At 59.6% G+C, this 26,311-nt stretch carries 24 protein-coding genes; 15 read left to right on the top strand and 9 right to left on the bottom strand.

The features are described from left to right. Positions 1–19: 19 nt before the first annotated feature. The 3 genes from AC2D8O_RS03095 (at position 20) to rsmI (ending at position 2,004) form a co-directional block, all read left to right on the top strand. Positions 20–664, top strand: coding sequence for a hypothetical protein (locus AC2D8O_RS03095; RefSeq protein WP_484677322.1), 645 nt, complete (start codon positions 20–22; stop codon positions 662–664). A 138-nt stretch (positions 665–802) separates the two neighbouring features. After that, positions 803–1,270, top strand: coding sequence for an Lrp/AsnC ligand binding domain-containing protein (locus tag AC2D8O_RS03090; protein ID WP_484677321.1), 468 nt, complete (start codon positions 803–805; stop codon positions 1,268–1,270). Then, entirely contained in the window at positions 1,267–2,004 is a 738-nt protein-coding gene (gene rsmI, locus AC2D8O_RS03085; protein ID WP_484677320.1) for a 16S rRNA (cytidine(1402)-2'-O)-methyltransferase, read from the top strand. Before AC2D8O_RS03090 ends, rsmI begins: the two co-directional genes overlap by 4 nt. Here the strand turns inward: rsmI and AC2D8O_RS03080 are convergent. Next, positions 2,001–2,411, bottom strand: a complete 411-nt coding sequence (locus AC2D8O_RS03080) for a hypothetical protein (protein ID WP_484677319.1) — start codon at positions 2,409–2,411, stop codon at positions 2,001–2,003. The genes rsmI and AC2D8O_RS03080 overlap by 4 nt on opposite strands. Positions 2,412–2,486: 75 nt before the next feature. Here AC2D8O_RS03080 and AC2D8O_RS03075 point away from each other — a divergent pair, with 75 nt between their 5' ends. Together AC2D8O_RS03075 and AC2D8O_RS03070 are read left to right on the top strand one after the other, a co-directional pair. Continuing rightward, positions 2,487–3,728 carry an Lnb N-terminal periplasmic domain-containing protein gene (locus tag AC2D8O_RS03075; protein WP_484677318.1) on the top strand — a complete coding sequence of 414 codons (1,242 nt, stop codon included), beginning with the start codon at positions 2,487–2,489 and terminating at the stop codon, positions 3,726–3,728. Continuing rightward, entirely contained in the window at positions 3,721–4,539 is an 819-nt protein-coding gene (locus AC2D8O_RS03070; RefSeq protein ID WP_484677317.1) for an inositol monophosphatase family protein, read from the top strand. Before AC2D8O_RS03075 ends, AC2D8O_RS03070 begins: the two co-directional genes overlap by 8 nt. Before the next feature lie 3 nt (positions 4,540–4,542). On the opposite strand, the gene AC2D8O_RS03065 is transcribed toward AC2D8O_RS03070, so the two are convergent. Beyond that, positions 4,543–5,052 carry a DUF1573 domain-containing protein gene (locus AC2D8O_RS03065; protein ID WP_484677316.1) on the bottom strand — a complete coding sequence of 170 codons (510 nt, stop codon included), beginning with the start codon at positions 5,050–5,052 and terminating at the stop codon, positions 4,543–4,545. Positions 5,053–5,345: 293 nt separating this feature from the next. Here AC2D8O_RS03065 and AC2D8O_RS03060 point away from each other — a divergent pair, with 293 nt between their 5' ends. The 3 genes from AC2D8O_RS03060 to recG are packed head-to-tail and all read left to right on the top strand — an operon-like array spanning position 5,346 to position 8,356. Beyond that, a complete protein-coding gene (locus tag AC2D8O_RS03060) occupies positions 5,346–5,855 on the top strand; it encodes a hypothetical protein (protein ID WP_484677315.1) in 510 nt (169 codons plus the stop codon). A 5-nt stretch (positions 5,856–5,860) separates the two neighbouring features. After that, entirely contained in the window at positions 5,861–6,190 is a 330-nt protein-coding gene (locus AC2D8O_RS03055) for a hypothetical protein (protein ID WP_484677314.1), read from the top strand. Between the two features lie 51 nt (positions 6,191–6,241). After that, positions 6,242–8,356, top strand: a complete 2,115-nt coding sequence (recG, locus tag AC2D8O_RS03050) for an ATP-dependent DNA helicase RecG (protein ID WP_484677313.1) — start codon at positions 6,242–6,244, stop codon at positions 8,354–8,356. Between the two features lie 61 nt (positions 8,357–8,417). On the opposite strand, the gene AC2D8O_RS03045 is transcribed toward recG, so the two are convergent. Continuing rightward, a complete protein-coding gene (locus AC2D8O_RS03045; protein ID WP_484677312.1) occupies positions 8,418–8,984 on the bottom strand; it encodes an energy transducer TonB in 567 nt (188 codons plus the stop codon). 109 nt (positions 8,985–9,093) lie between these two features. On the opposite strand from AC2D8O_RS03045, the gene priA reads away from it, so the two are divergent. Then, positions 9,094–11,571 carry a replication restart helicase PriA gene (gene priA / locus AC2D8O_RS03040; RefSeq protein ID WP_484677311.1) on the top strand — a complete coding sequence of 826 codons (2,478 nt, stop codon included), beginning with the start codon at positions 9,094–9,096 and terminating at the stop codon, positions 11,569–11,571. A gap of 15 nt (positions 11,572–11,586) precedes the next feature. Then, the gene (hemW, locus tag AC2D8O_RS03035; protein ID WP_484677310.1) at positions 11,587–12,723 is read left to right on the top strand and encodes a radical SAM family heme chaperone HemW; all 1,137 of its coding nucleotides are present in this window, start codon (positions 11,587–11,589) and stop codon (positions 12,721–12,723) included. Between the two features lie 10 nt (positions 12,724–12,733). On the opposite strand, the gene AC2D8O_RS03030 is transcribed toward hemW, so the two are convergent. From AC2D8O_RS03030 to AC2D8O_RS03015, 4 genes are all read right to left on the bottom strand, one after another. Then, positions 12,734–13,930, bottom strand: coding sequence for a glycosyltransferase (locus AC2D8O_RS03030; protein WP_484677309.1), 1,197 nt, complete (start codon positions 13,928–13,930; stop codon positions 12,734–12,736). Positions 13,931–13,973: 43 nt separating this feature from the next. After that, complete coding sequence (asnB, locus tag AC2D8O_RS03025) at positions 13,974–15,869, bottom strand: asparagine synthase (glutamine-hydrolyzing) (protein WP_484677308.1); 1,896 nt, start codon at positions 15,867–15,869, stop codon at positions 13,974–13,976. Positions 15,870–15,949: 80 nt separating this feature from the next. Beyond that, complete coding sequence (locus tag AC2D8O_RS03020; protein WP_484677307.1) at positions 15,950–16,879, bottom strand: MlaD family protein; 930 nt, start codon at positions 16,877–16,879, stop codon at positions 15,950–15,952. Positions 16,880–16,971: 92 nt separating this feature from the next. Further along, positions 16,972–17,751, bottom strand: a complete 780-nt coding sequence (locus AC2D8O_RS03015) for an N-acetylmuramoyl-L-alanine amidase family protein (protein WP_484677306.1) — start codon at positions 17,749–17,751, stop codon at positions 16,972–16,974. A gap of 107 nt (positions 17,752–17,858) precedes the next feature. On the opposite strand from AC2D8O_RS03015, the gene AC2D8O_RS03010 reads away from it, so the two are divergent. Genes AC2D8O_RS03010 through AC2D8O_RS03000 form a run of 3 tightly spaced genes read left to right on the top strand, consistent with a single transcriptional unit; the run spans position 17,859 to position 21,322 of the window. After that, complete coding sequence (locus AC2D8O_RS03010) at positions 17,859–20,603, top strand: putative LPS assembly protein LptD (protein WP_484677305.1); 2,745 nt, start codon at positions 17,859–17,861, stop codon at positions 20,601–20,603. A 37-nt stretch (positions 20,604–20,640) separates the two neighbouring features. After that, a complete protein-coding gene (gene xseB, locus AC2D8O_RS03005) occupies positions 20,641–20,883 on the top strand; it encodes an exodeoxyribonuclease VII small subunit (protein ID WP_484677304.1) in 243 nt (80 codons plus the stop codon). 10 nt (positions 20,884–20,893) lie between these two features. Continuing rightward, on the top strand, positions 20,894–21,322 hold the full coding sequence (locus AC2D8O_RS03000) for a DUF3127 domain-containing protein (protein ID WP_484677303.1): 429 nt from the start codon (positions 20,894–20,896) through the stop codon (positions 21,320–21,322). A 13-nt stretch (positions 21,323–21,335) separates the two neighbouring features. Here AC2D8O_RS03000 and AC2D8O_RS02995 read toward each other — a convergent pair whose 3' ends face one another. Next, the gene (locus AC2D8O_RS02995; protein WP_484677302.1) at positions 21,336–22,163 is read right to left on the bottom strand and encodes a tetratricopeptide repeat protein; all 828 of its coding nucleotides are present in this window, start codon (positions 22,161–22,163) and stop codon (positions 21,336–21,338) included. Positions 22,164–22,225: 62 nt separating this feature from the next. Between AC2D8O_RS02995 and AC2D8O_RS02990 the strand changes: the two genes are divergently transcribed. Both AC2D8O_RS02990 and AC2D8O_RS02985 read left to right on the top strand, forming a co-directional pair. Continuing rightward, on the top strand, positions 22,226–23,380 hold the full coding sequence (locus AC2D8O_RS02990; protein WP_484677301.1) for a methionine aminotransferase: 1,155 nt from the start codon (positions 22,226–22,228) through the stop codon (positions 23,378–23,380). After that, entirely contained in the window at positions 23,377–24,165 is a 789-nt protein-coding gene (locus tag AC2D8O_RS02985; protein WP_484677300.1) for an amidohydrolase, read from the top strand. The genes AC2D8O_RS02990 and AC2D8O_RS02985 overlap by 4 nt, the downstream gene beginning before the upstream one ends. An 8-nt stretch (positions 24,166–24,173) precedes the next feature. On the opposite strand, the gene mrdA is transcribed toward AC2D8O_RS02985, so the two are convergent. Beyond that, positions 24,174–26,303 carry a penicillin-binding protein 2 gene (gene mrdA, locus AC2D8O_RS02980; protein WP_484677299.1) on the bottom strand — a complete coding sequence of 710 codons (2,130 nt, stop codon included), beginning with the start codon at positions 26,301–26,303 and terminating at the stop codon, positions 24,174–24,176. Positions 26,304–26,311 lie beyond the last annotated feature (8 nt).

Genomic DNA, 26,311 nt, shown 5'->3' with positions numbered 1-26,311 from the left:
TGCTGCCTGTTCTGCTGAAATGAAGACACGCCTGCCTGCCTTCCTTGCAGCCATTGTGCTGCTGACTGCCACCACCTCTCCCGCCCACGCCCAGGAAGAACTGCTGGAGCGGATTACCTTTCAAACAGGGATTGCCCTGGACTGGACGCCCGTAAAGCTTGCGAACGGAACGTCAATGATCAACCAGACACCGCGTTACTTTGCGCTGCACTTCGGGGCCAACTACCTGATTACCCACAGCAACGACGTGCTGAGCCTTTCGGCAGAGGTGAGCGGCAACATCTATCCGTGGGCCATTCTCTCAAACGGGCCGCAGGAGTTCTACTTTCAGCCGGGCGCCTATCTGGTGGGGCGCTTCGGTGCCAATGCCACAAAATACAATGACCAGAAAGTAGGCATTGCCGTGGGTGTGGGTGGCACGTACACCTATCTGCAATTGCCCTACTACGACCCGAACACCAACCGGAACGGACAGTTCAACCAGTGGTACCCGGCACCGGCGGGTTTCCTGGAGTTTACTATAAACACTGGCGGGGGCATGTATGGGCTGCGCCTGCACGCCAACTTTCTGGACTACCAGAGCCAGGAAAATTTTTCGGGCGGAAGCCTTCAGCCGGGCTTCAAGTTTGGCAACTACGGTGTCGTGCTTACATTTGGCTTCTGAGCCCGGCATTGCATTATTTGCAACAAGTTGACATAAAAAGGTCCCTTATAAGCGGCCTGAAGGGCACTGCTATTGAGTGTATTGAAAAATAGCACTAACTTGTCTGTTACCCCATTGAACTAAGTGGGCGAACAAACAATGGCAGGGCCAGCATACGAACTTGACACACTGGACCGGCGCATACTGCAGATCCTGATGAAGGATGCAGGTGTGCCGTACACAGACATTGCGCGCGAACTGAATGTTTCGGGCGGGACCATCCACGTGCGGATGAAGAAGATGCAGGATGCGGGCATCGTACGAGGCTCGCGGCTGGTGGTAGACCCAAGCAGCCTGGGTTTCGACATCTGCGCCTTCATCGGGGTATATCTGGAAAGAGGCAGCGTATATAACGCGGCCAAAGTGGCGATAGAGTCTATACCGGAAATCATAGAGCTGCACTATACCACGGGCGTGTACAGCATGTTTGCAAAACTGTATTGTCGGGACACCCGCCACCTGCGCGAGGTACTGAACGACAAGATTCAGACGATACCGGGGGTAGAACGGACTGAGACCTTCATTTCGCTGGAGCAGCACCTGCAACGCGAACTGCCGCTGGAATGAGCGAACAACATCTGAAGCCGGGGGTGTATCTGGTACCGACCCCCATTGGCAACCTGAAAGACATTACCCTGCGGGGGCTGGATGTGCTGAAAGCAGCAGACCGTATCGCCGCAGAAGATACCCGACACAGCGCACCACTGCTGAAACACTACGGCGTGACGGCACACATGGTGTCGCTGCATGCGCACAACGAACATGGACGGGTGGCACAACTGCTGGAAGAAGTGCGGGAGAACGGCTGGATACTGGCAGTGATCAGCGATGCAGGGACGCCGGGCCTCAGCGATCCGGGCTTTCTGATAACGCGGGCGGCCATTCAAGCTGGCCTGCACGTGGAGGTGCTGCCAGGTGCCACAGCAGCCGTTCCGGCACTGATGGCCTCGGGCCTGCCAGCTGACCGGTTCTGTTTCGAAGGCTTTCTACCTGTAAAGAAGGGCCGCCAGACACGTCTGACAGCCCTACGGGAAGAGAAGCGCACAATGATATTCTATGAAAGCCCGCACAAGCTGCTGCGCACGCTACAGGACCTGACGGAAGTGTTGGGCCCTGAACGGCCTGCTGCCATTGCGCGGGAACTGACCAAGCTACACGAAGAAGTGCGGCGTGGCTCGCTGGCCGACCTGCACCAGTGGTTCAGCACCAAAGGCACCGTGAAAGGTGAGTTTGTACTGGTGGTAGGAGGCGCTGGCAGCCAGGGTCTTACGGCCGAAGCAGACGAAGAAGCGGACGATTAACTGCGGGGGCCTTTGCGGGGCTTGGTCTTGCGGTCGCGGCGGTCTTCGCGCCGGTCGCGCACGTCTTCTCGGCGGTCTACACGGTCTTCGGTACGATCACGGACATCCTCGCGGCGGTCGCGGACGTCTTCACGACGGTCGCGGACGTCCTCGCGGACATCGCGGCGGTCTTCCACACGGTCAAGTACACCGCCATCACGCCTGGCATCGCGTACATCTTCCCGGCGGTCGCGCACATCTTCGCGCCGATCCCGGACATCCTCGCGGCGGTCGACACGGTCTTCGGTACGGTCGCGCACGTCTTCGCGGTGATCCCGGCGGTCTTCGACACGGTCGGCGGTCTGAGCCTGAGCGGCAGCTACGCAAAGGAAGAAAGCAGCCGAAGCAAAAGCAGTAACAGGTTTCATACGGAAGAGAAGATTGTTTGGAGATAGGATGCCGGTTGTTAGTGAGGGTTTAAGGGCGAAAGGATATTTTTGGGCATGCGTATTGTAATGGCCGCACTGGCCCTGCTGCTGAGCGCCACGAGTATGTGGGCCCAGCCACGACTGACAGAAACGGCACGGGCGTCGCTGGTGACGGTAGGCCCCGGCGACCAGCTCTACAGCGGTTTTGGGCACAGTGCCATCCGGATACAGGATGCGAGCCTTGGTGTAGACGAGGTGTTCAACTACGGGACGTTCGACTTCTCGGACCCTGACTTCTACACGAAGTTTGCCCGGGGCAAGCTGCTGTATATGCTGAGCATCGGCAGCTATGAGCAACTGGAACGGGCCGCCATCTATGAAGGCCGCAGTGTGCGCGAACAGGAGCTGAGCCTGACACCTGCCCAAGTGACACGCCTGTATCAACTGCTGATAGAGAACTACCAGCCGGAGAACCGATTTTATCATTACGACTTCTTTCTGGACAACTGCGCAACGCGCATACGCGACATTGTGGCGCTTAGCATAGGGCAGGAACTGGAATGGCAGTTCCCGAAACGGAACACACCCATCAGTTTCCGGGAATTGATAGAGCCCTATCTGCGAGAGCAAAAGCCTTGGGCCGACTTTGGAATAGACCTGGCACTAGGCATTCCGTGTGATGCCACCGCCGAGCCCGCACAGTATATGTTCCTGCCCGACTCACTGGCGAGTGCCTTTGCCGCGGCACGCGTACGCCGCGCTACCGGTGAGCTGATGCCATTGGTACGGAGCACCCGAGAGAACTTTCAGCCCCCACCACTGACCGAGACTCCCGCGCTTCCCTTCACACCTGCCCAGTTGCTATGGGCACTGGGGGTGGCGGGGCTGCTCTACAGCGGCTGGCAGGCCTGGGGTTTACAGCAGAAAGCCCCCGTGAAGCGGATAATCAGTCCTTTGGACGCAGCACTCTACCCTGTGGCTGGATTGTTGGGAACGGTGATTCTGCTGCTGTGGGTGGCAACCGACCACGCAGCCACTGGCCCCAACCTGAACCTGTTGTGGGCGCAGCCTCTGCATTTACCCGCAATTGCACTGTTGGCCTGGGCCAAAACACCCCATCTGAGGCGATGGATTGGCCTGTATTTTGCCCTGACCTCGACACTTAACCTGCTGCTGCTGGTGACCTGGGTATTCCTGCCGCAATGGCTGCACTATTCGCTGATTCCGATCGTAGTGCTTTTGGCTGTGCGCGGGCTTATCCTGTACCTTCGCCTTCGGCAGCGCCTAACTGCTGATTCCTTAACTGCCCATGCCTGACGCCGTGCAAGCCGACTTCCGCCTGGAAGGCCCTCTCGTAAAAGAAATGATGCTGGCCATCCGACAGACGGGCAGTTTCATTCGACAGGAGCAGCAGGCATTCTCCCGAGACAAGGCAGAACTGAAGTCGACCAACGACTTGGTTTCGTACGTAGACCGCCGGGCTGAACAAATGTTGCAGGAATCGCTGGGGCAGCTGACGCCCGGGTGTGGGTTCATCATGGAGGAGTCGGGCCTGAAGGACGATGACCGCGACGCTGTATGGGTACTGGACCCTCTGGATGGCACTACCAACTTTGTGTACGGCGTACCGATGTACAGCATCAGTGCGGCGCTGCGTGTGGGCGGGGAAACGGTGCTGGGCTTTGTGTACGAGATTAACCAGAATGAACTGTTCCTGGCCGGGAAAGGGCAAGGCGCCTTCCTGAACGAACGTCCCATCCGGACGAGCAGTGCGGACAGCCTCGCCGACAGTCTGATTGCCACGGGTTTCCCGTTCCGGAAGTTTGGCCGGGTAGATGAATACATGAACATGCTGCGCGACTTCATGCTGCAGTCACGTGGGGTACGCCGCCTGGGTAGTGCAGCGGTGGACCTGGCCTACACAGCTATGGGACGATTCGACGGCTTCTTTGAGACAAACCTGCACTCCTGGGATGTAGCCGCTGGTGCGCTGATTGTGAAGGAAGCTGGGGGAATCGTGACTGACTTTTACGACGGGCAGGACTTTGTATTTGGCCGTACCATCATCGCAGCCAGCCCGAAAGTTCACCCACACATGTTGGCGCTGATACAGCGCTATGCCCAGTAAGTATTACTGTCGCGGGGGCTTACCTACCGGAGAAGTGGGAATAGGAATGGCTGGCGACACTACCTCGCCGCGAAGGACAAGTGTGTGCCCGCCTGGAGTGCCGTTGGTCGACACCTGAATCTGTTTTTGCTGAGGGCCCATTTTGCCCCCCGTATTGAAGACAACCTTGATGGAGCCTTTCTCGCCTGGCTTGATGGCCTCGCGGGTAAACTGCGCAACCGTGCAGCCACAGGCAGGCTTGACGCCAAGGATCTGAACAGGCGCGGTGCCCGTGTTGGTGAACTGGAAGGTCCGCTCGATGAGATCGCCCTGCTGCACACGGCCGAAAGAAACCGATGTTGTGTCAAAGGCAATGCCAGCCCCTTCCACCGCAGGTGAGGAAGCCGCCGCAACTGCAACAGGGGCCTGGGTGCTGGCGGGGAGTGCACGCCCGCGGCGTTGAGCTGCTGCCTCGGGTGGCAGCAGACTGGCGAGCAGCAAGGCGCCAGTAATCAAGAGTTTAAGGCTGGTCATGAGTGAGGAGTGAGTGTGGTGCAAAGCTACACCCAATGCAATGGGAAAGCCTAACAACGGTCAAAGTGTTAACATAAATTTGACCGTCTGGTGCCCAGTCCCCAACAAAAAAATTCCCCTAGCCCGTGGGACTAAGGGAACCGATCAACCTAAACTAAACCATGAAAAATCAGACCCAAGTTAGCACAGACTCGAGGCAAGTCAAGGGCTAAGACTAACTTATTTTAACTTTTGAATGTAGACGAATGTTAACGAGGAATCGAACTGTTGGGGTTGGTTGTTACCTTTAGCATATGACGCTCCGCCGCCTACTCACCTATCGGCCCTATCTGATGCGCGCTCTGGCGCTGTCATTACTGCTGTCAGGTTCGTGCGCAACCTCCGACTCTGTGTTTTCAAACTCGCCGGAGATCAAGTTCGTGAGCATCACTCCTACCAGTCTTTCGGTGGGCGATGACGTTGTGATTACGATCGAGTTTCAGGATGGGGACGGTGACTTGGGTCGAACTGGCTCGCGTAAAAACCTGTATGTGCGGGATCTACGACCGTTCTACCCCTACACACCGCCTTCGACCACCACCCCACAGAGCGATACCCTGCTGAATGCCGCCCTACCGGAATTGGCAGAGGGCAGCGACCTGAGCATCAAAGGGGAACTGCAGATCAACCTGCCGAGCATGGTAATATTGCCCCTAAGCAGCGGAGCAACGAGCCAAACTGCGCAGTTTGAAATTTGGGTGTTTGATGCAGCAGGCAACCGGAGCAACACTGTGCGCACGACGCCAGTGACCATTACCCGTTGAGCCGAATGGCCAATGCCCGCGACGAATGGGATGTACGGCTGGTGAAAGTAGCCGAGACAACCAATGTGATGGAGGCATTGGGGGTGCAGCTGGCGCTGGAAACTGCCGACATACCCTACAGCGTGAACCACCAGCATATGGCCGACCTGCACTGGCTGGGCCCTGCAACGCCAACTACCAGGTGGGTACGTGCCGACTGGGCAGAGGCCGCACTGGAAGCGTTGGCGAAGCGCTTTGACGTAGCAGTGGAACACCTGCCCGACCGTTGCCCAGCCTGCCAGGCCAGTGTAGGCCGCCGGCTCGAGTGCCCCGAATGTGGGCTGAGCCTGGCCTGAGGCGGCGGGCACTATTGGCGTTAACTTGCACCCTACTCCACCGCACGGCCCGTGAGCTACTGGCAAGAACCCATTACCTACCTGAAAGGCGTAGGCCCCAAGAAGGCTGAGGTATTGGCTGCGGAGGCAGGCATCCGCACGTTTGAGGACCTGTTGCACTACTATCCGCGCCGTCATCTGGACCGCAGCCAGGTGCATTCCGTGGCCGGCCTGCGCGAAGGCGGCAGCACTGACAGCGTAACCCTGATTGGCAAGCTGGGACCGTTTGAAATGCGGCCGCAGGGCCCCCGGAAAATGCTGACCTGCGCGCTGCACGACGGCACAGGGGTGATAGAGCTGGCATGGTTCCAGGGGGTGAAGTATGTGCAGGGGAGTTTTCAGGAAGGCGACCTGGTGGCCCTGCATGGACGGGTGACGTTTTTCAGAGGCGTGCCGCAGATAGCCCACCCGGAGATGGAGTCGTTGGTGGCGAAAGGCGAGGTGGACACCACCAACACGCTGAAGATTGTGCCCGTATACCAGACGAGCGAGAAGATGAAACGCGCCGGGCTGGATGCCCGGGGTGTGCGACGGTTGGTGCATGGCCTGCTACAGGCAGGCAAAGAAGTGATTGGCGAAAACCTGCCAACGGACATCCTGCGGAAGTACCACCTGCTGGCACGACGTGAGGCACTGGCACAGATACACTTTCCGGAGTCGGCGGAGATGCTGGCGCGGGCGCGCTACCGGCTGAAGTTTGAAGAACTGTTCTTTTTCCAGCTGGTGCTGGCGCGGCGGCGGCAGCGTACCCAAACCGAGCGACGGGCTGCGCCTTTTTCGCGCGTGGGCGAGCTGTTTCATGCGTTCTACCAACACCACCTGCCTTTTGAGCTGACGGGCGCGCAGAAGCGCGTAGTGAAGGAGGTGCGGGCTGATCTGGCGAAAAGCATCCCGATGAACCGGCTGGTGCAGGGCGACGTGGGCAGCGGCAAAACAATGGTGGCGCTGCTGTGCATGCTGATAGCCCTGGACAACGGCTTTCAGGCGGCCTTCATGGCCCCCACGGAGATACTGGCCGAGCAGCACTTCAGGACCCTGCAACGCAACCTGGAGCCGTTGGGAGTGGAAGTAAGCCTGCTGAGCGGCGGGCAGCGCAAAGCCCTGCGGGCCGAGCTGCTGCGCAACATAGCCAGCGGACACACACGCATTGTGGTGGGCACCCACGCCCTGCTGGAAGACCCCGTGCAGTTTCAGAACCTGGGGCTGACCATCATAGACGAACAGCATAAGTTTGGCGTGCTGCAACGTGGCCGTCTGTGGAGCAAAGCGCCTGTGGGCCTGACGCCCCACAACCTGCTGATGACGGCCACGCCCATTCCGCGCACACTGGCCATGACCACCTATGGCGAAGTGGATGTGTCGGTGATAGACGAACTACCGCCGGGCCGCAAGCCCATCCGTACGGTGGCCCGGAGCGAAACCAAACGGCTGGAGATGTTTGGCTTTCTGCGGAAGCAGCTGGAGGAAGGGCGGCAGGTGTATGTGGTGTATCCGCTGATAGATGAGTCGGCGAAGAGCGATCTGATAGCCCTGGAGAACGGCTATCAGGCGTTCACGCGGCAGTTTCCGCAATATCGGGTAGGGATTGTGCATGGGCGGCAGCGGGCCGAGGACAAGGAATTCGAGATGCAGCGGTTCAAGGAGGGCAAGAGCCACATTCTGGTGTCGACGACGGTAATAGAAGTGGGGGTAGATGTGCCGAACGCCAGCGTGATGGTGGTGGAGAACGCCGAGCGCTTTGGCCTGAGCCAGTTGCACCAGCTGCGGGGCCGCGTAGGCCGGGGCGCGGCACAGTCTTACTGCATTCTGATGACGCCAAACAAGATTGGCAAAGACGCAAAACAGCGGCTACAGGCACTGGTGGAACACACGGATGGCTTCCGGATAGCAGAGATAGACCTGGCGCTGCGTGGGCCGGGCGACTTCCTGGGAACGAAGCAGAGTGGACTGCCGGAGTTTTCGCTGGCCGACATCACCACCGACGGCGTGATAGTGGAAACGGCGCGGACGGCAGCGCAGGAACTGCTGGCAGTGGACGCCGGACTGACCCAGCCTGAACACCAGAGTCTGCGGAGCGCCGTGGTGGCGTTTCAGAAACGGCACAACCTGGATGTGCTGGTGGCATAAAAAACCGATGGCCCGGCTTGCGCCAGACCATCGATGTCCACTTCAAACAAAACGGTGTAAATCAGTTTTTGGGCTTGCGACCTTTGGCGGGTGGTTCGCGGCGGGCGAGCTCGGTCTGATAATCCATGGGGAACTTGAGTGTAACGCTGCACTTTACGCCCTGCCCCTGGTACAAGCCGGGGGTGAAACGAAGGCTGGGCACAGCCTCGTTGACAGGAGTGCGCCATGCCTCGTGTGGGAGCTCCATAATCTGGTGGCTGAGGTATCGGCCCTCGGGTGAGATGTTGACCACGACGACGATGTCGCCGGAAGACTGGGCAGCATAAGCCTCGTCAGGGAAGCCGAAACGCTGCCGGATATTGTCGGAATTGAGGACCTGCGGCTCTTTGTCGAGCTGTTGCACCACCACGGATTCCTGTGCCTTTCGCTTGCGAATGATCTCGGCGAGGTCTGGATAGGCGGCGAGATCAGCCTCCGAAATCTCTTCGGTGGCAGCGGGTTGCGGGGCCTGTGCCTGCTGAGCATTGCCAGCAGGCGTCTGGGCGTAAAGTACGCCCGTCATGAGCAGGGCTGCGGTGATCAAGGCCGCGCCACTGCTTACCCGGAGGAAAGTGGAAGTCGTTTTCATGGCCTTGTCTGCTTTTCAGGAAGTTAGCATACGCAGACGGCAAATGCAAAAATTTGTTAAAATCGGAAAATGGCCGAATAGCGGGCTGGATGCGGTAGTTTTGCAGGCCATGAACGCCCCGCAGGAAACCGGCCACTACTGGCAGCTGAGCGTGCTGCTGCCCGTGCCCCTGCGCAGCAGTTTCACCTACCGGGCGGGCAGTGAAGTGAGCCCACCGCCAGCAGTAGGCAAGCGGGTGCTGGTGCCCTTAGGCAAGGGCAAGCTGATGACTGGCGTAGTGACCCACGCGCAACTGTGCGAAGGCCCGCCCCCCGACCGCCTGAAGGCCATCGAAAGCGTGCTGGACGAAGTGCCCGCCGTGACCCCCGCGCAACTTGCGCTGTACGAGTGGATGGGAAGCTATTACTTATGCACTCCGGGTGAGGCGCTGAAAGCATCGTTGCCAACGGGCCTGAAGCTACAGAGCGAACTGCGCCTGCACGCCGTGGAAGGACTGGTGCTGCAACCCGACCAGTTGGCCGACCGCGAGTACCTGCTGCTGGAGGCCCTGTCGATGGCGGGGGAACTGAGCCTGAAGCAGGCCGGGGAGATTACCGGACTGGCCAACGCCCGTCCGCTGGTGAACCGGCTGGCCGAGCGGGGCCTGCTGCTGCTGGATCAGGTGGTGGAAGGAAAGTATCGCGCCAAGACCATCCGTTGCCTGGCGCTGGCAGAAGGGCTGGCCCAACAGGAAGGCGAACTGGCAGCGGCACTGGACAGTCTGGGGCGGGCCCCGCAGCAGGAAGCCCTGCTGATGCTGGTGGCCGAAGCCCATTTGCAGGGCCAGACGCTGCCCGAAAAGCAGCTGCTGGAGCGCATAGGCGCCACCAGTGCCGTGGCCAAAGCACTGGTGCAGAAAGGCTTTCTACAGGCTGTAGACGTAGCGGTAGACCGGCTGGCGGGCCTGAGCCAGGGCCGTGCCCGTGGCGAAACCCCAACCCCACTGCAACAGCGCGCGCTAGCCGAGCTGGAAACCCACGCTCAGGAAGAACATCCCAAGCCGGTGCTGCTGCACGGTGTGACGGGCAGTGGCAAAACCCTGCTGTACACGGCCCGCATGCGTCAGGCGATGGCCGCGGGCAAGCAGGCGCTGTATCTGCTTCCGGAAATAGCCCTGACCTCGCAGATCATCGAGCGGGTGCGGGGCGAGCTGGGGCCGACGGTGGGTGTCTACCACAGCCGATTCAGCATACCGGAGCGGGTGGAGATATGGCAGAAGCTGCTGAGTGGTGAATATCAGGCGGTGATAGGCGTACGCAGCGCCCTGCTGCTGCCGTTCACCGACCTGGGGCTGATTATTGTGGACGAAGAGCACGACGCGAGTTTCAAGCAGCAGGAGCCTGCGCCACGCTACCACGCCCGCGATGCGGCGGTGTGGTATGGCAGACACTTCAACTGTCAGGTGATACTGGGCTCGGCGACACCAAGCCTTGAGACCTACGAGAACGCCCAACAGGGCAAGTATCATCTGGTGCAGCTGCCCGAGCGGGCCGTGCAGACCGTGCTGCCCAAGCTGTCACTGATAGATATGCGCGTGCAGACGGATGCCAAAGCCAGTCACGGGCAGTTTTCCGAGCCGCTGCTACAGGCGTTGCGGCTGCGGCTGGCCCGCAACGAGCAGGCGATTGTGTTCAAAAACCGGCGGGGGTTTTCGCCGCTGCTGGTGTGCAAGACCTGCGGCAATGTGCCGCAGTGCCCCAACTGCGATATTTCGCTGACCTACCACAAAGCGGCCAATCACCTGCGGTGCCATTACTGCGGCTACACCGACGACCAGACCCACCAGTGCGGCAACTGCCACCACCCCACCCTGCAACCCGAAGGCATCGGCACAGAGCGGCTGGAAGAAGACTTACAGGAAGTGTTGCCGGGGGCACGCATAGGCCGCATGGACCTGGACACCACCCGCGGCAAAGAAGGCTTCAGCAACCTGTACAAGAAGCTGGAGAGCGGGCAGATACAGGTGCTGGTGGGCACGCAGATGGTGACCAAGGGGCTGGACTTTGAGAATGTAACGCTGGCCGCAGTGGTGCAGGCCGACCAGATGCTGTCGTGGCCGGACTTTCGGGCACACGAGAACGCATATCAGCTGCTCGTGCAACTGGCAGGCCGCACAGGCCGCACGCAAAAGGCCGGTGAACTGCTGATACAAACCCGCGTGCCCGACCACCGAATACTGCAACTGCTGGAAGCGCCTTACGAAGCGTTCTTCAAAAGCGAACTGGAGCAGCGGCGGCTGCATGGCTACCCGCCCTTCAGCCGGCTGATACGGCTGGAACTGCGCAGCGGCGATCGCGAGCTTGTGCAGCAGGCCGCAACCACACTGGTAGCCATTCTGCAGCGGCACCTGCCGGGGCTGGTGCTTGGGCCGGAGTTTCCGTTTGTGGCGCGGCTGCGGGGGCTGTACCGCCAGCAGGTGCTTGTGAAGATACCCCGTGGCAACAAGCTGCAACTGGCCCGCGATGCCGTGCAGCTGGCCCTGCAGGAAGTGCGTCGCAGCGCCAGCTACAAAAGCGTGCAACTGATGGTGGACGTAGACCCGCGTTAATACAGAAACAACCTCATGGCGGGCATCTATCTGCATATCCCTTTCTGCCGGCAGGCGTGTACCTACTGCGACTTTCACTTCACGACGCGGCTGGGGCAGCGCGAGGCGTTTGTGGAGGCGCTGTTGCAGGAGATATGGCTGGAAGCGGGCTACTTTGCGCCGGGCACCGAGATCGCCTCGGTGTACTTCGGAGGCGGCACCCCCAGTCTGCTGGAGCCCGAACAGCTGGCGCGCATTCTGGAAGCCCTGCACCGGACGTTTGCCATTGCCCCAACTGCCGAGATTACACTGGAAGCAAACCCCGACGATTTCAGCCCGGCAGCGTTGGCAGCGTGGAAGACCCAGGGCATCAACCGGCTGAGTGTGGGCATTCAGTCGTTTCGCGAAGCAGACCTGCGGTTCATGCACCGGGCGCACTCGGCCGAGCAGGCGCTGCGGTGCGTGCCGATGGCGCAGGATGCAGGGTTCAGCAACCTGACGCTGGACCTGATTTACGCTGTACCCGGTCTGACCGACAGCGACTGGGCGCGCAACCTGGAAACGGCCCTGAGGCTGGGTGCGCCACACCTTTCGGCCTACGCGCTGACGGTGGAAGACCGTACGGCGCTGGCAAAGGCCATTGCCACTGGCCGCACGCCTGCCCCCAGCGACACGGCTTTTGAGGCACACTTCACCCTGCTACAGCAATACACGGCTGCCGCTGGCATGGAGCAGTACGAGGTATCAAATTTTGCGCAGCCGGGCTACCGGGCCGTGCACAACAGCAGCTACTGGACGGGCGCGCCGTATCTGGGGCTGGGGCCCTCGGCACACGGGTTTGACGGGCAGCTGCGGCGCTACCGCAACGTGCCGGGCGTGCCTGGCTACATCGAGCAGCTATTGGCGGGCAACTTGCCTGAACGGGAAGTAGAGGCACTGAGCCTGACCGACCGCCTGAATGAGGTGGTACTGACACGCCTGCGCCTGAAGGAGGGCCTGCTGCTGACCGCACTGCCCGATGCCCTGCGCGACCAGTGGCTTACCGAGCAGCGGCGCGAACTGGCGCTGCTGGAACAGCAGGGGCTGCTGGAACAGCCCACACCCGGCCACTGGCGCATACCGCCGCAACACCTGGGGCTGGCCGATGGCATTGCCGCACGGCTGATGCTGTAAGCCTAATGTCTTACATGCGACCCTTCTGGCGGAGCAGACGGGCGTAGTAGTTGCCCATGTCGCGTACGAGGCGCACGTAGCCAAAATGTGCCAGTGCATGTTCCTGACCCACTTTGCCAAAGGCCTCGCGCTGGGTGGGGTTCTCGACCAACTGCTGGAGGGCGCGGGCAAACGGCTCGTTCTGGCCGGGGGGCACCAGCAGGCCGCTCTGGCCGTGCCGCACGATGTCGGCCACGCCACCCACCTGGGTAGAGACAACGGGCTTGGCAGCCGCCTGCGCCTCGACGAGCGTGACGGGCGTACCTTCGTTGTGGCTGGAGAGGGCGATGATGTCGAGGCCGGCGCAGGCGCGCTCGATGTCGAGAATCCAGCTGGTGAATACCACATCGGCATCGGTGTTGCCGGGTTCGCTGGTGATGCGCAGGCCCAGCATGCGGGCGTATTCCTCCAGGGCAGGGCGGTCTTCGCCATCGCCAATGATGAAGGCGCGGAACTTCTGCTGCGTGTTTTTCTTCAGCAGCCAGAGCGACTCCAGGAAAAGGCGGTGGTTCTTCACCGGCACCAGGCGGCCAATGATGCCGATGGCGACGGTGTCGTCGGGCAGGGCATAGAGGTCGCGGAACGCCTGCCGCAGGGCCGGCTGGTTGTTTTGGAAACGAGAGAGGTCGAACCCATTGGGGATGACCTCAATCTTCTTTTCGGGGGCGATGCTGTAGACGTCGGCCAGCTCGTGCTTCTGGGTGGGGCTGATGGCGATGATGCCCGTGGAGAGCGTAGCGAGGTAGCGCTCGAGATTGATGAAGACGCGCGTCTTGAGGGGCGAGAAGTACGAGTGAAAAACGTGGCCGTGAAAGGTATGCACAACGACTGGCACGCCAGCATGGGCAGCCGCCAGACGCCCCAGCGCGCCCGCCTTGGCAGCGTGGGTATGCACGATGTCGGGCTTGAAATCGGCGATGATTTTACGGAGCTGGCGGTATCCCTTGAGGTCGCGAAAGGGCTTGATTTCGCGGTGCATGTCGGGGATATAGACTGGCTGAATGCCCAGCGAGGTGGCGATGTGCGAGGAATCGCCTTCGGTTTCATCCTTCATGCCCGACACCAGAAGGGTCTCGAACTCGGGCGCCAGGTATTTGGTGAGGTAGGTGGCGTTGAAGGTGGGGCCGCCGATGTTGAGGCGGTTGATGATACGGAGAACGCGGGGCATGGCAGAGTGGGTGCGTTGGTAGGACGTGGACAGAAAAGATGGATCAGGCGGCGTAGCGGCGGTACCAGTGCTGGAAGACGATGATGGCCCAGAGGGCGGCGTCGGACTTGCCACTGCCGCCAGCTTTCACGCGGTTCCAGAGCTGCTGGATGTGGCTGTAGTTGAAGAGGCCCTGGCTCTCGACGAAGTCGCGGTTGAGGAGGTCGCGCTCGATGGAGGTGCGGAGAGCGGTCCGGAACCAATCGGTGAGGGGCACCTCGAAGCCCTGTTTGGGGCGGTTGTAGAGCTCGGCGGGGAGGATTTCGCGGAAGGCGTCCTGCAGAATGCGCTTGCGCATGTGCGAGGTCGTCTTGTAGTCGGCGGGCAGGCGGCTGACGTAGTCTACAAGATCGTAATCCAGGAAGGGGGTGCGCACTTCCAGCGAGTTGGCCATGGACATGAGGTCGGCCTTGACGAGCATGTCGCCCGTGAGGACAATACCCATGTCGGCCTTGAGGACCCCGTTCATATCTACGGCTGCTTTTGCCGGGGCCTTCCAGGGCTGGCGCAGCTGTTCGAGCAGGGCTTCCACGGGTTTGTTGCGCAGAAGGCCGTGCTGTTCTTCGCCGCCGTTCTGGAGCCAGCGCCAGTAACGCTGCTCGGCGGGCAGGCGCAGGCCATCGGTGTATTTCTTCAACTGGAAGACCTTGCGGCCCAGTTTGCTGTTGCGGCTGTCGGACAGGGGCAGCAGGTCCAGCAGGCCGCCACCCAGCTTCAGCAGGGAGTTGAGGCCGCCGGGCTGGCGCACGCGGGCTTCGGCCTGGTGCTTGCTGTAGCCGCCAAAGAGCTCGTCGGCAGCGTCGCCAGTGAGGGCAACGGTGATGTGAGGGCGGGTGAACTTGCTGAGGACGTAGAAGTTGATGGCCGAACTGTCGGCGAAGGGCTCGCAGAGGTAGTTGAGGGCGTCGTCGAGGCTGGCGTAGAGGTCGTCGTATGACAGCTGGAGGACGGTATGGCGCAGGCCAAACTTGCGGGCCACGGCTTCGGCATAGGGGCGCTCGTCGTACAGCTCGTTGGTGAAGCTGATACTGAAGCTGCGGAGGTCGGTGGCATGGCGGCTGGCCAGAGCGGCTACCACCGAGGAGTCAATACCGCCGCTGAGGAAAAGGCCGACGGGGACGTCGGAGATGAGGCGGCGCTGGACGGCAGCGTCAAGGAGGTGGCGGACGTGCTGCTGTGCAGTGGCATAGTCAGGTGCGGGCTGGCCGGGCGCAGGGCCATCGGGCAGGGTGTAGTAGACATGCTCGGTTATCTCGCCCTCTCTGATGCGCAGGAAATGACCGGGCAGCAGCTTACGCATGCCCTGGAAAATGGCGCGGTCGGGCGGCAGGTAGTTGAGCTCGAAGTAGAGAGCCACACTGGCCATGTCCAACTGACGGGGCACGCCCAGCTCCAGCATGGACTTCATCTCGCTGGCAAAGAGCAGGCAGTCGTCGTTCTGGTACAGCAGAAGCGGCTTGATGCCATACCGGTCACGGGAGATAAGCGTGACGCCGGTTTCGCGGTCATAGAAGGCGATGGCGAAGAAGCCGTTGAGCCAGTCGAGACAGTCGGCGCCGTAGCGGATGAGGAGGTGAAGCAGCACCTCGGTATCGCCGGTAGAACGGATGGGGAGGTCGGCTGGGAGACGGTCGCGGCGGAGCTCGCGGAAGTTGAAGATTTCGCCGTTGAAGACGAGCGCATAACGGCCATCAGCACTGTACATGGGCTGGTTAGCCAAGGCGGAAAGGTCCAGAATAGCCAGGCGGCTCTGAGCCAGCACGGCTGGGCCGTGGCGATAGATGCCGTGACCATCGGGGCCGCGCAGGGCCAGTTTATCAAGCGCCGATTCCATTCTTGCAGCCCATTGGCTGCTTTCGGCTGCTCCTTTGAGGGCGATGCCCCCTACAATCCCGCACATATCAGTTCAGTAGCGCTTATGGAGAGCGCAAAGATAGGCCGCCAAATGGCGCGCGGAACCGAGGCGCGGGAATTAACAGGTTATTCCTGGTCGCCGCGGCCAAGGAGGCTGAGGGTGAGGAAGCGGCCGGGGTTCTGCTTGATGGCAATAAGCAGACTGTCGAGGTCGGCGGTGGTACGGGTCAGGTTCTCGTAGAGGCGATCGTCGTAGAGGAGCTTGCCCATGGAGCCTTTGCCCTGCTTCAGCTGGCTGGTGATGGCGTTGAGGTCTTCGACGGTGCGCCGCGAGCTTGCCATCAGGGCCTTGATGTCGGTCATGGCGGCTTTGATGGAGTCGCTGGCGTCGGCACTGTTGGTCATCAGCCGGTCAATGTTGCCTTCGTTGCGGCGCAGGCTGGTGGTGAGGCTCTCGAGGTTGCCGGTGATGCGGTCAATGTTGCGGGTGCCGCGGCTGAGGTTGGAGGTGGTGGCCTCGATGCTTCCCATGATGCGCTTGAGCTGGTTGGAGTCGGCGGCTCCGGCGCGGAGGTTGCGCATGAGCAGGCGGGCTTCCTGCGCCACCGCGGTGATTTCGTTGCGGAGGGGTGTTAGCTCGGCCTGGAGTTTATCGGCCACACCGGGCTCGGTAGAGCCGTTGAGGGTATCGTCGGCGGCAATGAATTTGTCGGCCTTGCCCAGCTGCAGCAGCACACCTTTGTCGCCCAACAGCCCCAGGCTGGAAATGCGGGCTTCGGTGTCGCGGGGCAACTTAAGCGAGCGTTCGATGCGCATTTTCACCACAATGCGCTTGTTGTCATCCGACAGGGTCATGTCCTTGACGGTGCCTACCTGCAGGCCATTGACCATGACTTTGTCGCCCAGAGCCAGCCCCTCCACATTGGGGTAAATGGCATAGATATGGAAGCCGGTGGCAAACACTGAGCTGCCACGCAGGTAGCTGATGCCATAGAGCACCAGAGCGATGGTTACCAGTGTGAGGGTTGCGACTTTAAGCTCGCGGGTGACTTTCATGCAGGAGAGGAGAGAGGGCCAGCCAATAGAGGCGCAAGTTACACAGCACTGGCTAGCAACTGCCGAAAGTGCGTCAGGGTTCCCGTAAGGGGTTATTTGCCGTTGCGGTATTCCATAATGGCACTATAGATGGCCTTGGCAATGTACTGCTGGCCCTCTTCGGTACTCATGAATTTTTCCTCGAGGCGGTTGCTGAGAAAGCCCGTCTCAATGAGTACGGCAGGCATGGAGGTTTTCCAGAGGACAATAAAGCCAGCCTGTTTTACCCCACGACTCCGGCGCTTGCCGGTGGTTTTCATATTGGCCTCCACCCGCCCTGCCAGTGCCAGGCTCTGGCGCAGATGGGCATTCTGCATGAGGGAGAAGATGATATAGGCTTCTTCGCTGCGGGGGTCGAAGCCGTCGTAGGTTTCCTGGTAATCTTCCTCCAGCAGAATGGAGGAATTTTCGGCCATGACGACGAGGTTATCATCGCCTTTGTGCAGGCCCATGGCGTAAGTCTCGGTGCCGTAGACGGCGGTATTGGGGTTTGCGTTACAGTGGATGGAGACGAAGAGATCGGCTTTCTTGCGGTTGGCGATAGCAGCGCGCTCATTCAGTGGCACGAAAACATCTGTACGGCGGGTCATGCCAACCTTGAGCTCGGGGGCATTGTCCTTCAGCAGCTTTTCCACTTTGAGGGCGATGCTGAGGGCCACAAGTTTTTCTTTGGCCTTGACGCCGGAGGTTCCCGGATCGTGGCCGCCATGGCCGGGATCGAGCACCACGTACTCGACATCGCGCTTCAGGGCGGGCTTGGATACCCACGAAAGCTGGCACAATGCTGCCGTCAGCAGCACGAACCATCTGAGGGTAGGTTGAACGGTACGCATGTCGTGCTAATTTTGGCTCCAGTTACAAAATTGGGCAATTCAGCCCAAAAGTTGCCATTCAATTGTTCCACAGGCTGCTACAGCGTATAGGCATCGGCTGGGTGCTGATGTTGATATGCCTCCCAGGTGTATTGCAGGCCCAACAGGGTCGGCGCCGCGGTAGCGACCGTGATACCACCGCGCCCCGTGAAGTGGTGCGGCAGATCAAACGGAAGCAGGAACCCATTGATACCCTGAAGCTGAAAGAGGACAGCCTGGCCCGGGTGCGGCAACAGGCATTGAATGACAGCCTGCGGCGACAGAGCCCGCTCAACAGCCGAATTGACTTTGTTGCTGAAGACTCGCTGGTGTTTGACATTTCGGGAGGCCAGATGCAGCTCTACCGCGACAGTCAAATGGAATTTGAGGGGCGAAAAATCAAGGCCGAACGTATCGGTGTGGACTTTGAGCAGACCGTGATTACCGCCAATGGCATACCCGACAGCACCGGCGAACTGCAGAACATGCCCGTGCTGGATGAAGGGGGCAACATATACAACACGGAATCCATCCGGTTCAACTACACCACACAGCGTGGCAGCATTGTATATACACGTACCAAGCAGGGAGAGGGTTTCCTGACCTCGAGTCGGACGAAGCGTGAACCGGAAGGTTTTTTCTACGCCGCCAACAACCGCTTCACGACATGCAGCCACGATCCGCCACACTTTTACATCCGAAGCGGCAAGACGAAAGTAATACCGGGCGACAAGATTATTTCTGGCCCTTTCTACATGGTGATTGGCGATGTGCCGCTGCCAGCCGTCATTCCGTTTGGCTTCTTCCCCAGCCGCTTTGGGCGCTTCTCAGGGGTGATTTTCCCAACGTTTGGCGAAGACTTCAACCGTGGCTTCAACCTGCGGCAGGGGGGATACTACTGGGCACCGAGTCCCTACTATGACCTGGCTTTCCGCGGCGACATTTATACCAACGGCAGCTGGCGTGCTGAAATAACAACCCGTTACGACCTGCGCTACCGATTCCAGGGGGGCTTCTCGTTTGAATACGCCTTTAACAAGTTTGGCCAGGAAGGAGACCCCGGCTACAGCGAGCAGACAAACTTCCGGGTAGTATGGGACCACAACCAGACGATAGACCCGAACACGCGGTTCACCGCCAGTGTGAATGCAGGCTCCTCGGGCTTCTACACTACCAGTACCCGAAGTATTCAGGACATCTTCACGAACGAACTGAACTCAAGCATCAGTTTCACCAAGATGTTCCCCCGGGCGGGCTGGAGCCTGACGGCCAACCTGAACCACTCACAGAATACCCGAACGCGCATCGTGAACCTGACGATGCCAAACCTGAACATTTCGAAGACCAACCGTATACAACCCTTTCGGCGGAAAGTGCAGCTGGGCCTCCCCAGATGGTATGAGAATATCTCGCTTTCGTACTCGGCCAACCTGCTGAACCAGACGCAGATATCGGAAGCCAATTTTTTCAAGCAGGCGATGTTCGACTCGCTGCGCTATGGCATGCGGCACTCGGTGGGCCTGAACACCAACCTGAAACTGCTGAAATACATCACGGTAACACCTAACATCAACTATACAGAGTACTGGTCGGGCATTACGAGCAACACTGCTTTTTTCAGCCGCCCACTGGCACCGGGCGATCTGGTGGCGCGCCGCCGCGGGGTGGATACGCTGTTTGCTGTGGCCGATACCAACGCGGGTGTACTCTACGGGCAGACACAGACGTTTGACCGCCGGCTGGCCACGGCACGGGACTTCAGCCTAGGAGCCAGCCTGAACACACGTATCTATGGATTGGTGCAGACGCGGTGGAAGAACCGGGCAGCGTTTCGGCATACCATCATCCCCACGGTGAGCTATTCGTTCCGACCCGACTTCTCGGACCCCATCTACGGTTACTATCAGGAAGTACAGCGAAACCTGAGCGACACCCGGCCTCAACGCATCAGCCGATTCTCGCAGAGCCCCATCGGGGGCCCAGGTGCTGGTACCCAGCAACTGCTGTCGTTCCGGCTGCAGAACCTGCTTCAGATGAAATACCTGCCCCAGAACGACAGTGCCGGACGCGAGGTTGCTGGAGAGGAGAAGAAATTCAAGTACCTGAACCTGTTGGATGACGTGAGCTTCGGGTTCTCATACAATGTGGCAGCAGACAGTTTCCGTCTGTCTAACATCAGCTTCTCGGCGCGAACCACCCTGTTCGGCAACAAGGTAAATGTGCTGTACAGCGGCACAATTGACCCCTATGTTTTCCGCAATGGCCGGCGGGTAGATGAGCTGCTGGCCTCGCAGCGGTTCAGTATTGGGCGGCTTACCAGTGCCAATCTGAACCTGACGACATCGTTCTCTGCAAAGGGTGCCACAGCTGCCCCAAGTGCCTTGCCAGCTGTCAATCCTACTGGCCGCGCCGATGACCTTTCGGGGGAGATGGAAGCCTTGAAGCGTTACCGCGCCAACTATGTAGACTTCAGCGTGCCCTGGAACGTGAACATGGGCTACAACCTGAACTACACCAACAGCTACCGGGCCGGTGGGCAGTACACCCAAAGCTTCAGCGTAAGTGGCGAGGTGCGGCTGACGGAAAAGTGGCGTGTAGGCGTACAGACAGGTTGGGACTTCCAACGACGTGAGCTGACCTTCACGTCGATCAACGTGATGCGCGACCTGCACTGCTGGGAGTTCACCTTCACCGCCATCCCGTTTGGTACCTATCAGAGCTACAACTTCGAGATACGGGTGAAGGCCTCGATGCTGCAGGACCTGAAGCTGCAGAAACGACGCGACTGGCAGGATTATGTGGGCGGCGGGCGCACTGCACGGCCATTCTTCTAAGCCATTCCGGCGTACCTTTACGGCAGACCTATTCCACATGGCGCGCAAGACCCCAACCGATACCGCTGCCTTTTCCTACGAGGCGGCACTGGCCCGCATTCGGCAGATAGCCGAGCGACTGCAGAGTGGCCAGGCTGGGCTGGAGGAATCGATGCGGCTGTATGAAGAAGGGCAAACGCTGCTGCGCAACTGCCAGCAGTATCTGGACCACGCCGAGCTACAGGTAACGCGCCTGCTGGCCGATGGCACTGAAACCCCACTGGACGAAGCAAACGACTGACCCCCACTGCATGAACTACGAACTGACCGGCACCCTGCACGAGGTAATGAACGAACAGCAGGTGCGGCCCACCCTGCGCAAACGCGAGTTTGTGCTGATGTGTGCCGAGAAGCCCGAGTACCCCCAGTACATTAAGCTGGAATTGGTAAATGACCGCTGCGACCTCGTAGAGAGCTACAAGGTAGGCGACGAAATAACGGTAAGCTTCAACCTGAAGGGGCGCCCGTGGACTAACCCCAAAGGCGAAAAGGTATACTTCACGACGCTGGAAGCCTGGCGTATAGCCCGTGGTGGTGCACAGCCCAAGGCAGCCGCCCCACAGGGCGAACGCAGCAGCGGAGGCAAAAAAGCAGCAGGTTTTGCACCGGGCCAGCAGCCCGCTGCAGCAGCCCCGGCCTTCGGAGAAGAAGAGCAGGGCTTCGACGACCTGCCCTTCTGAGCAGACTGGCGCCTCAGCGCTGGAATTTGACCTCGAACATACCGTAGGGCGCGGCAAATATGCCCAGCAGGTTGAGGTTGTGCAGCCTACGGGGCAGTTGGTCCAGGTTGTGCAGGCCAATGCGGCCGCGGGTCTGGTCTTCGATTAAAGCAGTGGGATGACTGGCTGCCATCTGGTAATACACCCGAGCCTTAGGCAGATTGCGGGTAGTGGTGGCGGTACCAAAATAATAGAGATCAGCGAGGGCCAACTGGGCATTGACACTGCCCTTCTCGGCAGCCAAGGCCCACCAATGAATGGCCAGTGAGTCGTTCTGAGAGATGCCTTTGCCATGGAAAGCCGCCCAGCCCGCGTGCATGGCGCTTCGGGCATCGCCAAGCTCGGCTCCCTTTCGGGCATATGAATAAGCCTTGGCAAAGTCTACTTTAACTACCGTGGCGGGGTCGGTAAAGACCGAACGTGCGGTGTCTGCGTAAAGCTGGGTTAGCAATTGCAGGGCGAGGATGTGCTGCTGGCTGGCGGCTTTGTCCAGTAAGGCAATACCTGTTTTGAGGTCGCGCTTTCCATCTAGTCCTCTGACGAGCGCTGCGCCACGGAGATACTGGGCTTCAGCTACCCCCAGCTTTGCCGCACGGGCGACATAGGCATTGGCGCTGTCGCGGTTTGCTTTCAGCCCCCAGCGACCAAAGGAATAGCCCTCGGCGAGCAGCATGGCGGCGTCTCCACCCATCTCGGTGACCGCAAGACGGCGCAGAGAGTCGGGTTTAACCTCCTGGGCAAATGCAGTTTTGACAATCAACGCAGGCAAAAGCAGGGCTGCGAGAAAAAAAGTACGCCTCATGAGTAAAAAAGTACTTCAAAACGGCACGAATGATGCCTAATTTGAACAGACTACCAAGCTACGTGAACCCCTCCATTCTTACCAGCAAACTACCGGGTACCGGGGTGAGTATTTTCACCCGGATGACGGAGGCAGCCCACCAGGCCGGAGCCATCAATCTGGCGCAGGGCTTTCCAAATTTCATGCCGGATACACACCTGCTGGACCTGGTGCATGAGGCGATGCAGGAAGGCCACAACCAGTATGCTCCAAGTGCGGGTGTGCTGGCGCTGCGCCAAGAAGTAAGCCGCTTGATTGCCCGCAACTTCGGACGTGTGTATGATTCCGCCACCGAAGTGACGATTGCATCGGGCGGCACCGAGCTGATTTTTGCGTCGCTGGCAGCCTTGCTCTCACCCGGCGATGAGGTGGTGATACTTGACCCCGCCTACGACTGTTACGCTCCCAGCGTACGGCTGCTGGGTGGCATACCTGTGCACGTGCCCCTGCTGACCCCCAGCTTCCTGCCCGATTGGGACCGGATTGCCGCTGTGCTGACGCCCCGTACCCGACTGCTAATCCTGAACAACCCGCACAATCCCAGCGGCGTCATCTGGGGCGAGGCAGAGATTGTGGCACTGCAACAGTTGGCCCAGCGACATCCCTTCTTGATTCTTTCCGACGAGGTATATGCCCATATCGTATTTGATGGAGCCCAACACCTGTCGGTAGCCCGCTACGACGACCTGGCGGCCCGCAGCATCATTGTGGGCAGTTTTGGCAAGAACCTGCACGTAACCGGGTGGAAGATAGGCTATGGCCTGGCGCCAGCGTGGCTGAGTGCCGAAGTGCGCAAAGCCCACCAGTACGTGACCTTCAGTACCCACACGCCCACGCAGGTGGCAATGGGGCGCTATCTGGCGGCCCACCCTGGCTTTGAGCAGCAACTGAGCCGCATGTACGAGGGCCTGCGAGACACCTTTGGGCAACTGATGGCCGCAACACGCCTGACGCCGCTGCCCTGCCAGGGCACTTACTTCCAGCTGTACAGCTATGAGCAGGTGAGCGACCTGCCCGACAGCGAAATGGCACTGGAACTCATCCGCCGGTGCGGGGTGGCAGCCATACCCATTTCGGCCTTTTATGCCGACGGCACCGACCCTAAACTGCTGCGCTTCTGCTTTGCCAAAACGCAGGAGACTCTTCTAAAAGCCTGTACCCAACTAACTATTCTATGACCGAATTACTGTCGATTGCGATGCTCCAGGCCGATATTGGCTGGGAGTCGCCTGAAGCCTCGCGGGCCAAATGCAGCCAACTGCTGGAAAAAGTGGATGAGCACATGGATGTAATTCTGCTGCCTGAGACGTGGGCAACAGGTTTCACAATGAACGCAGCTCAATTTGCCGAGCCAAGCGGCGGCCCGTCGTATCGCTGGATGTTTGAAACCGCCCGGCGCTATAATGCGCTGGTGATAGGTACAGTAATCATTTCGGAGGACGGAAAGTATTTCAATCGCCTGCTGGCGGTGAGCCCCGACGGGCTGCTGGGGCGCTATGACAAGCACCATCTGTTTACGCTGGCAAAAGAGCACGAAACATACACGGCTGGAGTAAAGAACATTATTGTTCAATGGCGCGGGTGGCGCATTCTGCCTCAGGTGTGCTACGACCTGCGTTTCCCGGTGTGGTCGCGGCGCAAGTTACCGGTGCAGGAATATGACCTGCTGGTGTATGTAGCCAACTGGCCCGACACACGAGGGCATCACTGGCGCCGTATGCTGCCCTCACGTGCAATTGAAAACCAGTGCTATGTGGCAGCAGTAAACCGGGTGGGCAAAGATGGCAACGGTCACCACCACCGGGGCGACTCGTTCCTCATCGACTTCCATGGAGAGAAGCTGGCGGCACTGGAGCCCGATGTAGAGGGCGTGGTTTTTGGCGAGATTTCGCTGGACGAACTGAAGCAATACCGAAGCAAATTCCCCTTTCAGGCCGACGCCGACGCGTTCAACTTCGTCTAGGCTGACAGTCAGTCCTGCCCTCCTGGTCCTGCATCACCGTCATCCTTGCGGTCGGGCAGGTTCAGAGAGGGCTGGTCGGCGGAGGGCTGAGGCGGCAGCGGCTTGGGGGGCGGCGGTGTGCCGCTGGCAGGTGCCAGTGCTGGCGCAGGGCTTGCAGGCTTTTCACCGCGGAGGGCCGCTTCAGCAGCCTCCTTGCGGGCTGCTTCGGCAGCTGCGCGGCGGGCAAACTCGTTGTCGCCCGGATTGACAACAGATGCCAGAGCTGCTGCACGGATGGCCTCGAGGCGGCGGTCGGGCTTGACACCACCAGCCGCAATAAGGCGCTTGCTGTGCACAAAGTCGCCATCAAGGATGTAGAGGAGGCGGTTGCGGTCAGCGATACGACCCGTCAGGTATTTCTCTATCATGAGGCTGCTGATAGGAGCAGCCCAGCTACCCCCCCAGCCTGCATTTTCCACGATACAGGCGATGGCGATTTTGGGGTTGTCTTTTGGCGCAAAGGCAATGAATACCGAGTGGTCTTCGCCGTGGGGGTTCTCAGCAGTACCGGTTTTACCACAGACGGCAATCCCCGGAATGCGTGCAGTGACCCCGGTGCCTGCTTCCACTACTTTCTCCATTGCATCAATGGTAACGCCGTAATAGCGGGGGTCGAAGCCAGTGCGGACTGTGTCGAAGTGGGCCATACGCCGGTCGGAGCCACTGGTGAGCTTACGGTAAAAGTGTGGCTGAACATAAAAGCCCCGATTGGCGATGGCCGCGGTAACATTGGCCATCTGAAGAGGCGTCATAAGCAGCTCGCCCTGGCCGATAGCCATACTCACGATGGTCATGCCGAACCAGCGGTTCTTGCCGTAGATACGATTGAAGTAATTCTCAGTGGGCAACGACCCGGGCTTTTCGTTGGGAATATCAACACCTGTACGGTGGCCGATGCCAAAGCGTGACATGGACTCATACCAAAAGTTGTAGGCGTCGGTGAAACTCTCGAAGCGGCTGCTGTGAAGCATGTCGACAAACGAGCCTGCGAAGTAGGCATTGCAGGAGTGCTGAATGGCGCCAAAAAGATTGAGTGGCGATGGGTGGCGGTGGCACTTGGGACGCCCCCCGTTGCGAAGAAAGCCTCCAGCGCAACCATAGCTGCTATGCTCGGTGATGGTGCCTGCCGAGAGCGCTGTGATGGCATTGGTAAGCTTGAAGATAGAGCCTGGCGGGTACATGGCCTGCAATGGGCGGTTGTACAGAGGCTTCAGTGTGTCGCGGACGAGGGAGAGGAAGTTGGCACCATACTCCATTCCTGTCAGCTGATTGGGGTCGTAATGCGGGGCAGAGATGAAAGCCAGAATCTCGCCTGTGCTGGGTTCAATGGCCACAATGGAACCCAACTTGTTGGCCATAAGCGCCTCGCCAAAGAGCTGCAACTCGGCATCAATGGTAATCTGAATGTCTTCGCCCTTCTGGGGAATGGTGTCGAATTTACCGTCGGCGAAGGGGCCAACCTCACGCCCATGCACATCTACAAGGGTCATTTTCACCCCTTTACGACCACGAAGCACTTCCTCATACTGGCGCTCAAGGCCCGATCGGCCAATCTGGTCGCCCTGCTGGTAGTAGCCCGCCGACTTGTCAATATCGCGCTTGTCTACCTCGGAGATGTAGCCCAGAAAGTTGGCCCCAACCGGATAGAGGTAGTTGCGAGAGTTGCCAACTTCGGTGTAGATGCCTCTTGTAGCCCAGAGATGCTCCTGCAAGGGAGCATAGATCTCGGCGTTGACCTGACTGGCGAGTGGTGATGGCTTGTTGCGGTTGTATTGATAGGCGGCATTAATCTTCTTGACCAGCAAATCGCGATCCATGTGAAGAAGGCGTGCCAGGCGAAATGTGTCAGGAATGGACAGCTCGCGGGGGACTATCTGAAGGTTGAAGATGGGCGAGTTGGTGACGTAGATGCGGCCGTTGCGGTCGTAGATAACACCCCGCTGGGGTTGCAGCACCACGCGCTTGATCACATTCTTGTCGGCCTTGGCGGAGTAGTCGTCACTGATGACCTGCAGATAGAACAGGCGCACGATGAGAACGAACACCGCCAGGCCGAAGATGGCCTGAATGGCAAAACGGCGTTCGCGTAGGTCCTGCATAGTGCTGA

Source organism: Pontibacter sp. T17, from assembly GCF_057219875.1.
Note: the sequence above shows the minus strand (reverse complement) of the source record. Positions and strands in the feature narration are given on the sequence as shown.

Excerpts from the sequence above, each read along its gene's own strand:
- AC2D8O_RS03080 (WP_484677319.1), bottom strand. The coding sequence starts at position 2,411 with ATGAAACCTGTTACTGCTTTTGCTTCGGCTGCTTTCTTCCTTTGCGTA.
- AC2D8O_RS03075 (WP_484677318.1), top strand. The coding sequence starts at position 2,487 with ATGCGTATTGTAATGGCCGCACTGGCCCTGCTGCTGAGCGCCACGAGT.
- AC2D8O_RS03065 (WP_484677316.1), bottom strand. The coding sequence starts at position 5,052 with ATGACCAGCCTTAAACTCTTGATTACTGGCGCCTTGCTGCTCGCCAGT.
- AC2D8O_RS03030 (WP_484677309.1), bottom strand. The coding sequence starts at position 13,930 with ATGCCCCGCGTTCTCCGTATCATCAACCGCCTCAACATCGGCGGCCCC.
- AC2D8O_RS03095 (WP_484677322.1), top strand. The coding sequence starts at position 20 with ATGAAGACACGCCTGCCTGCCTTCCTTGCAGCCATTGTGCTGCTGACT.
- AC2D8O_RS02995 (WP_484677302.1), bottom strand. The coding sequence starts at position 22,163 with ATGAGGCGTACTTTTTTTCTCGCAGCCCTGCTTTTGCCTGCGTTGATT.
- AC2D8O_RS03020 (WP_484677307.1), bottom strand. The coding sequence starts at position 16,879 with ATGAAAGTCACCCGCGAGCTTAAAGTCGCAACCCTCACACTGGTAACC.
- AC2D8O_RS03015 (WP_484677306.1), bottom strand. The coding sequence starts at position 17,751 with ATGCGTACCGTTCAACCTACCCTCAGATGGTTCGTGCTGCTGACGGCA.
- AC2D8O_RS03090 (WP_484677321.1), top strand. The coding sequence starts at position 803 with ATGGCAGGGCCAGCATACGAACTTGACACACTGGACCGGCGCATACTG.
- AC2D8O_RS03060 (WP_484677315.1), top strand. The coding sequence starts at position 5,346 with ATGACGCTCCGCCGCCTACTCACCTATCGGCCCTATCTGATGCGCGCT.
- AC2D8O_RS03010 (WP_484677305.1), top strand. The coding sequence starts at position 17,859 with ATGTTGATATGCCTCCCAGGTGTATTGCAGGCCCAACAGGGTCGGCGC.
- AC2D8O_RS03045 (WP_484677312.1), bottom strand. The coding sequence starts at position 8,984 with ATGAAAACGACTTCCACTTTCCTCCGGGTAAGCAGTGGCGCGGCCTTG.
- priA (WP_484677311.1), top strand. The coding sequence starts at position 9,094 with ATGAACGCCCCGCAGGAAACCGGCCACTACTGGCAGCTGAGCGTGCTG.
- rsmI (WP_484677320.1), top strand. The coding sequence starts at position 1,267 with ATGAGCGAACAACATCTGAAGCCGGGGGTGTATCTGGTACCGACCCCC.
- AC2D8O_RS03055 (WP_484677314.1), top strand. The coding sequence starts at position 5,861 with ATGGCCAATGCCCGCGACGAATGGGATGTACGGCTGGTGAAAGTAGCC.
- mrdA (WP_484677299.1), bottom strand. The coding sequence starts at position 26,303 with ATGCAGGACCTACGCGAACGCCGTTTTGCCATTCAGGCCATCTTCGGC.
- asnB (WP_484677308.1), bottom strand. The coding sequence starts at position 15,869 with ATGTGCGGGATTGTAGGGGGCATCGCCCTCAAAGGAGCAGCCGAAAGC.
- AC2D8O_RS02985 (WP_484677300.1), top strand. The coding sequence starts at position 23,377 with ATGACCGAATTACTGTCGATTGCGATGCTCCAGGCCGATATTGGCTGG.
- xseB (WP_484677304.1), top strand. The coding sequence starts at position 20,641 with ATGGCGCGCAAGACCCCAACCGATACCGCTGCCTTTTCCTACGAGGCG.
- hemW (WP_484677310.1), top strand. The coding sequence starts at position 11,587 with ATGGCGGGCATCTATCTGCATATCCCTTTCTGCCGGCAGGCGTGTACC.
- AC2D8O_RS03000 (WP_484677303.1), top strand. The coding sequence starts at position 20,894 with ATGAACTACGAACTGACCGGCACCCTGCACGAGGTAATGAACGAACAG.
- AC2D8O_RS03070 (WP_484677317.1), top strand. The coding sequence starts at position 3,721 with ATGCCTGACGCCGTGCAAGCCGACTTCCGCCTGGAAGGCCCTCTCGTA.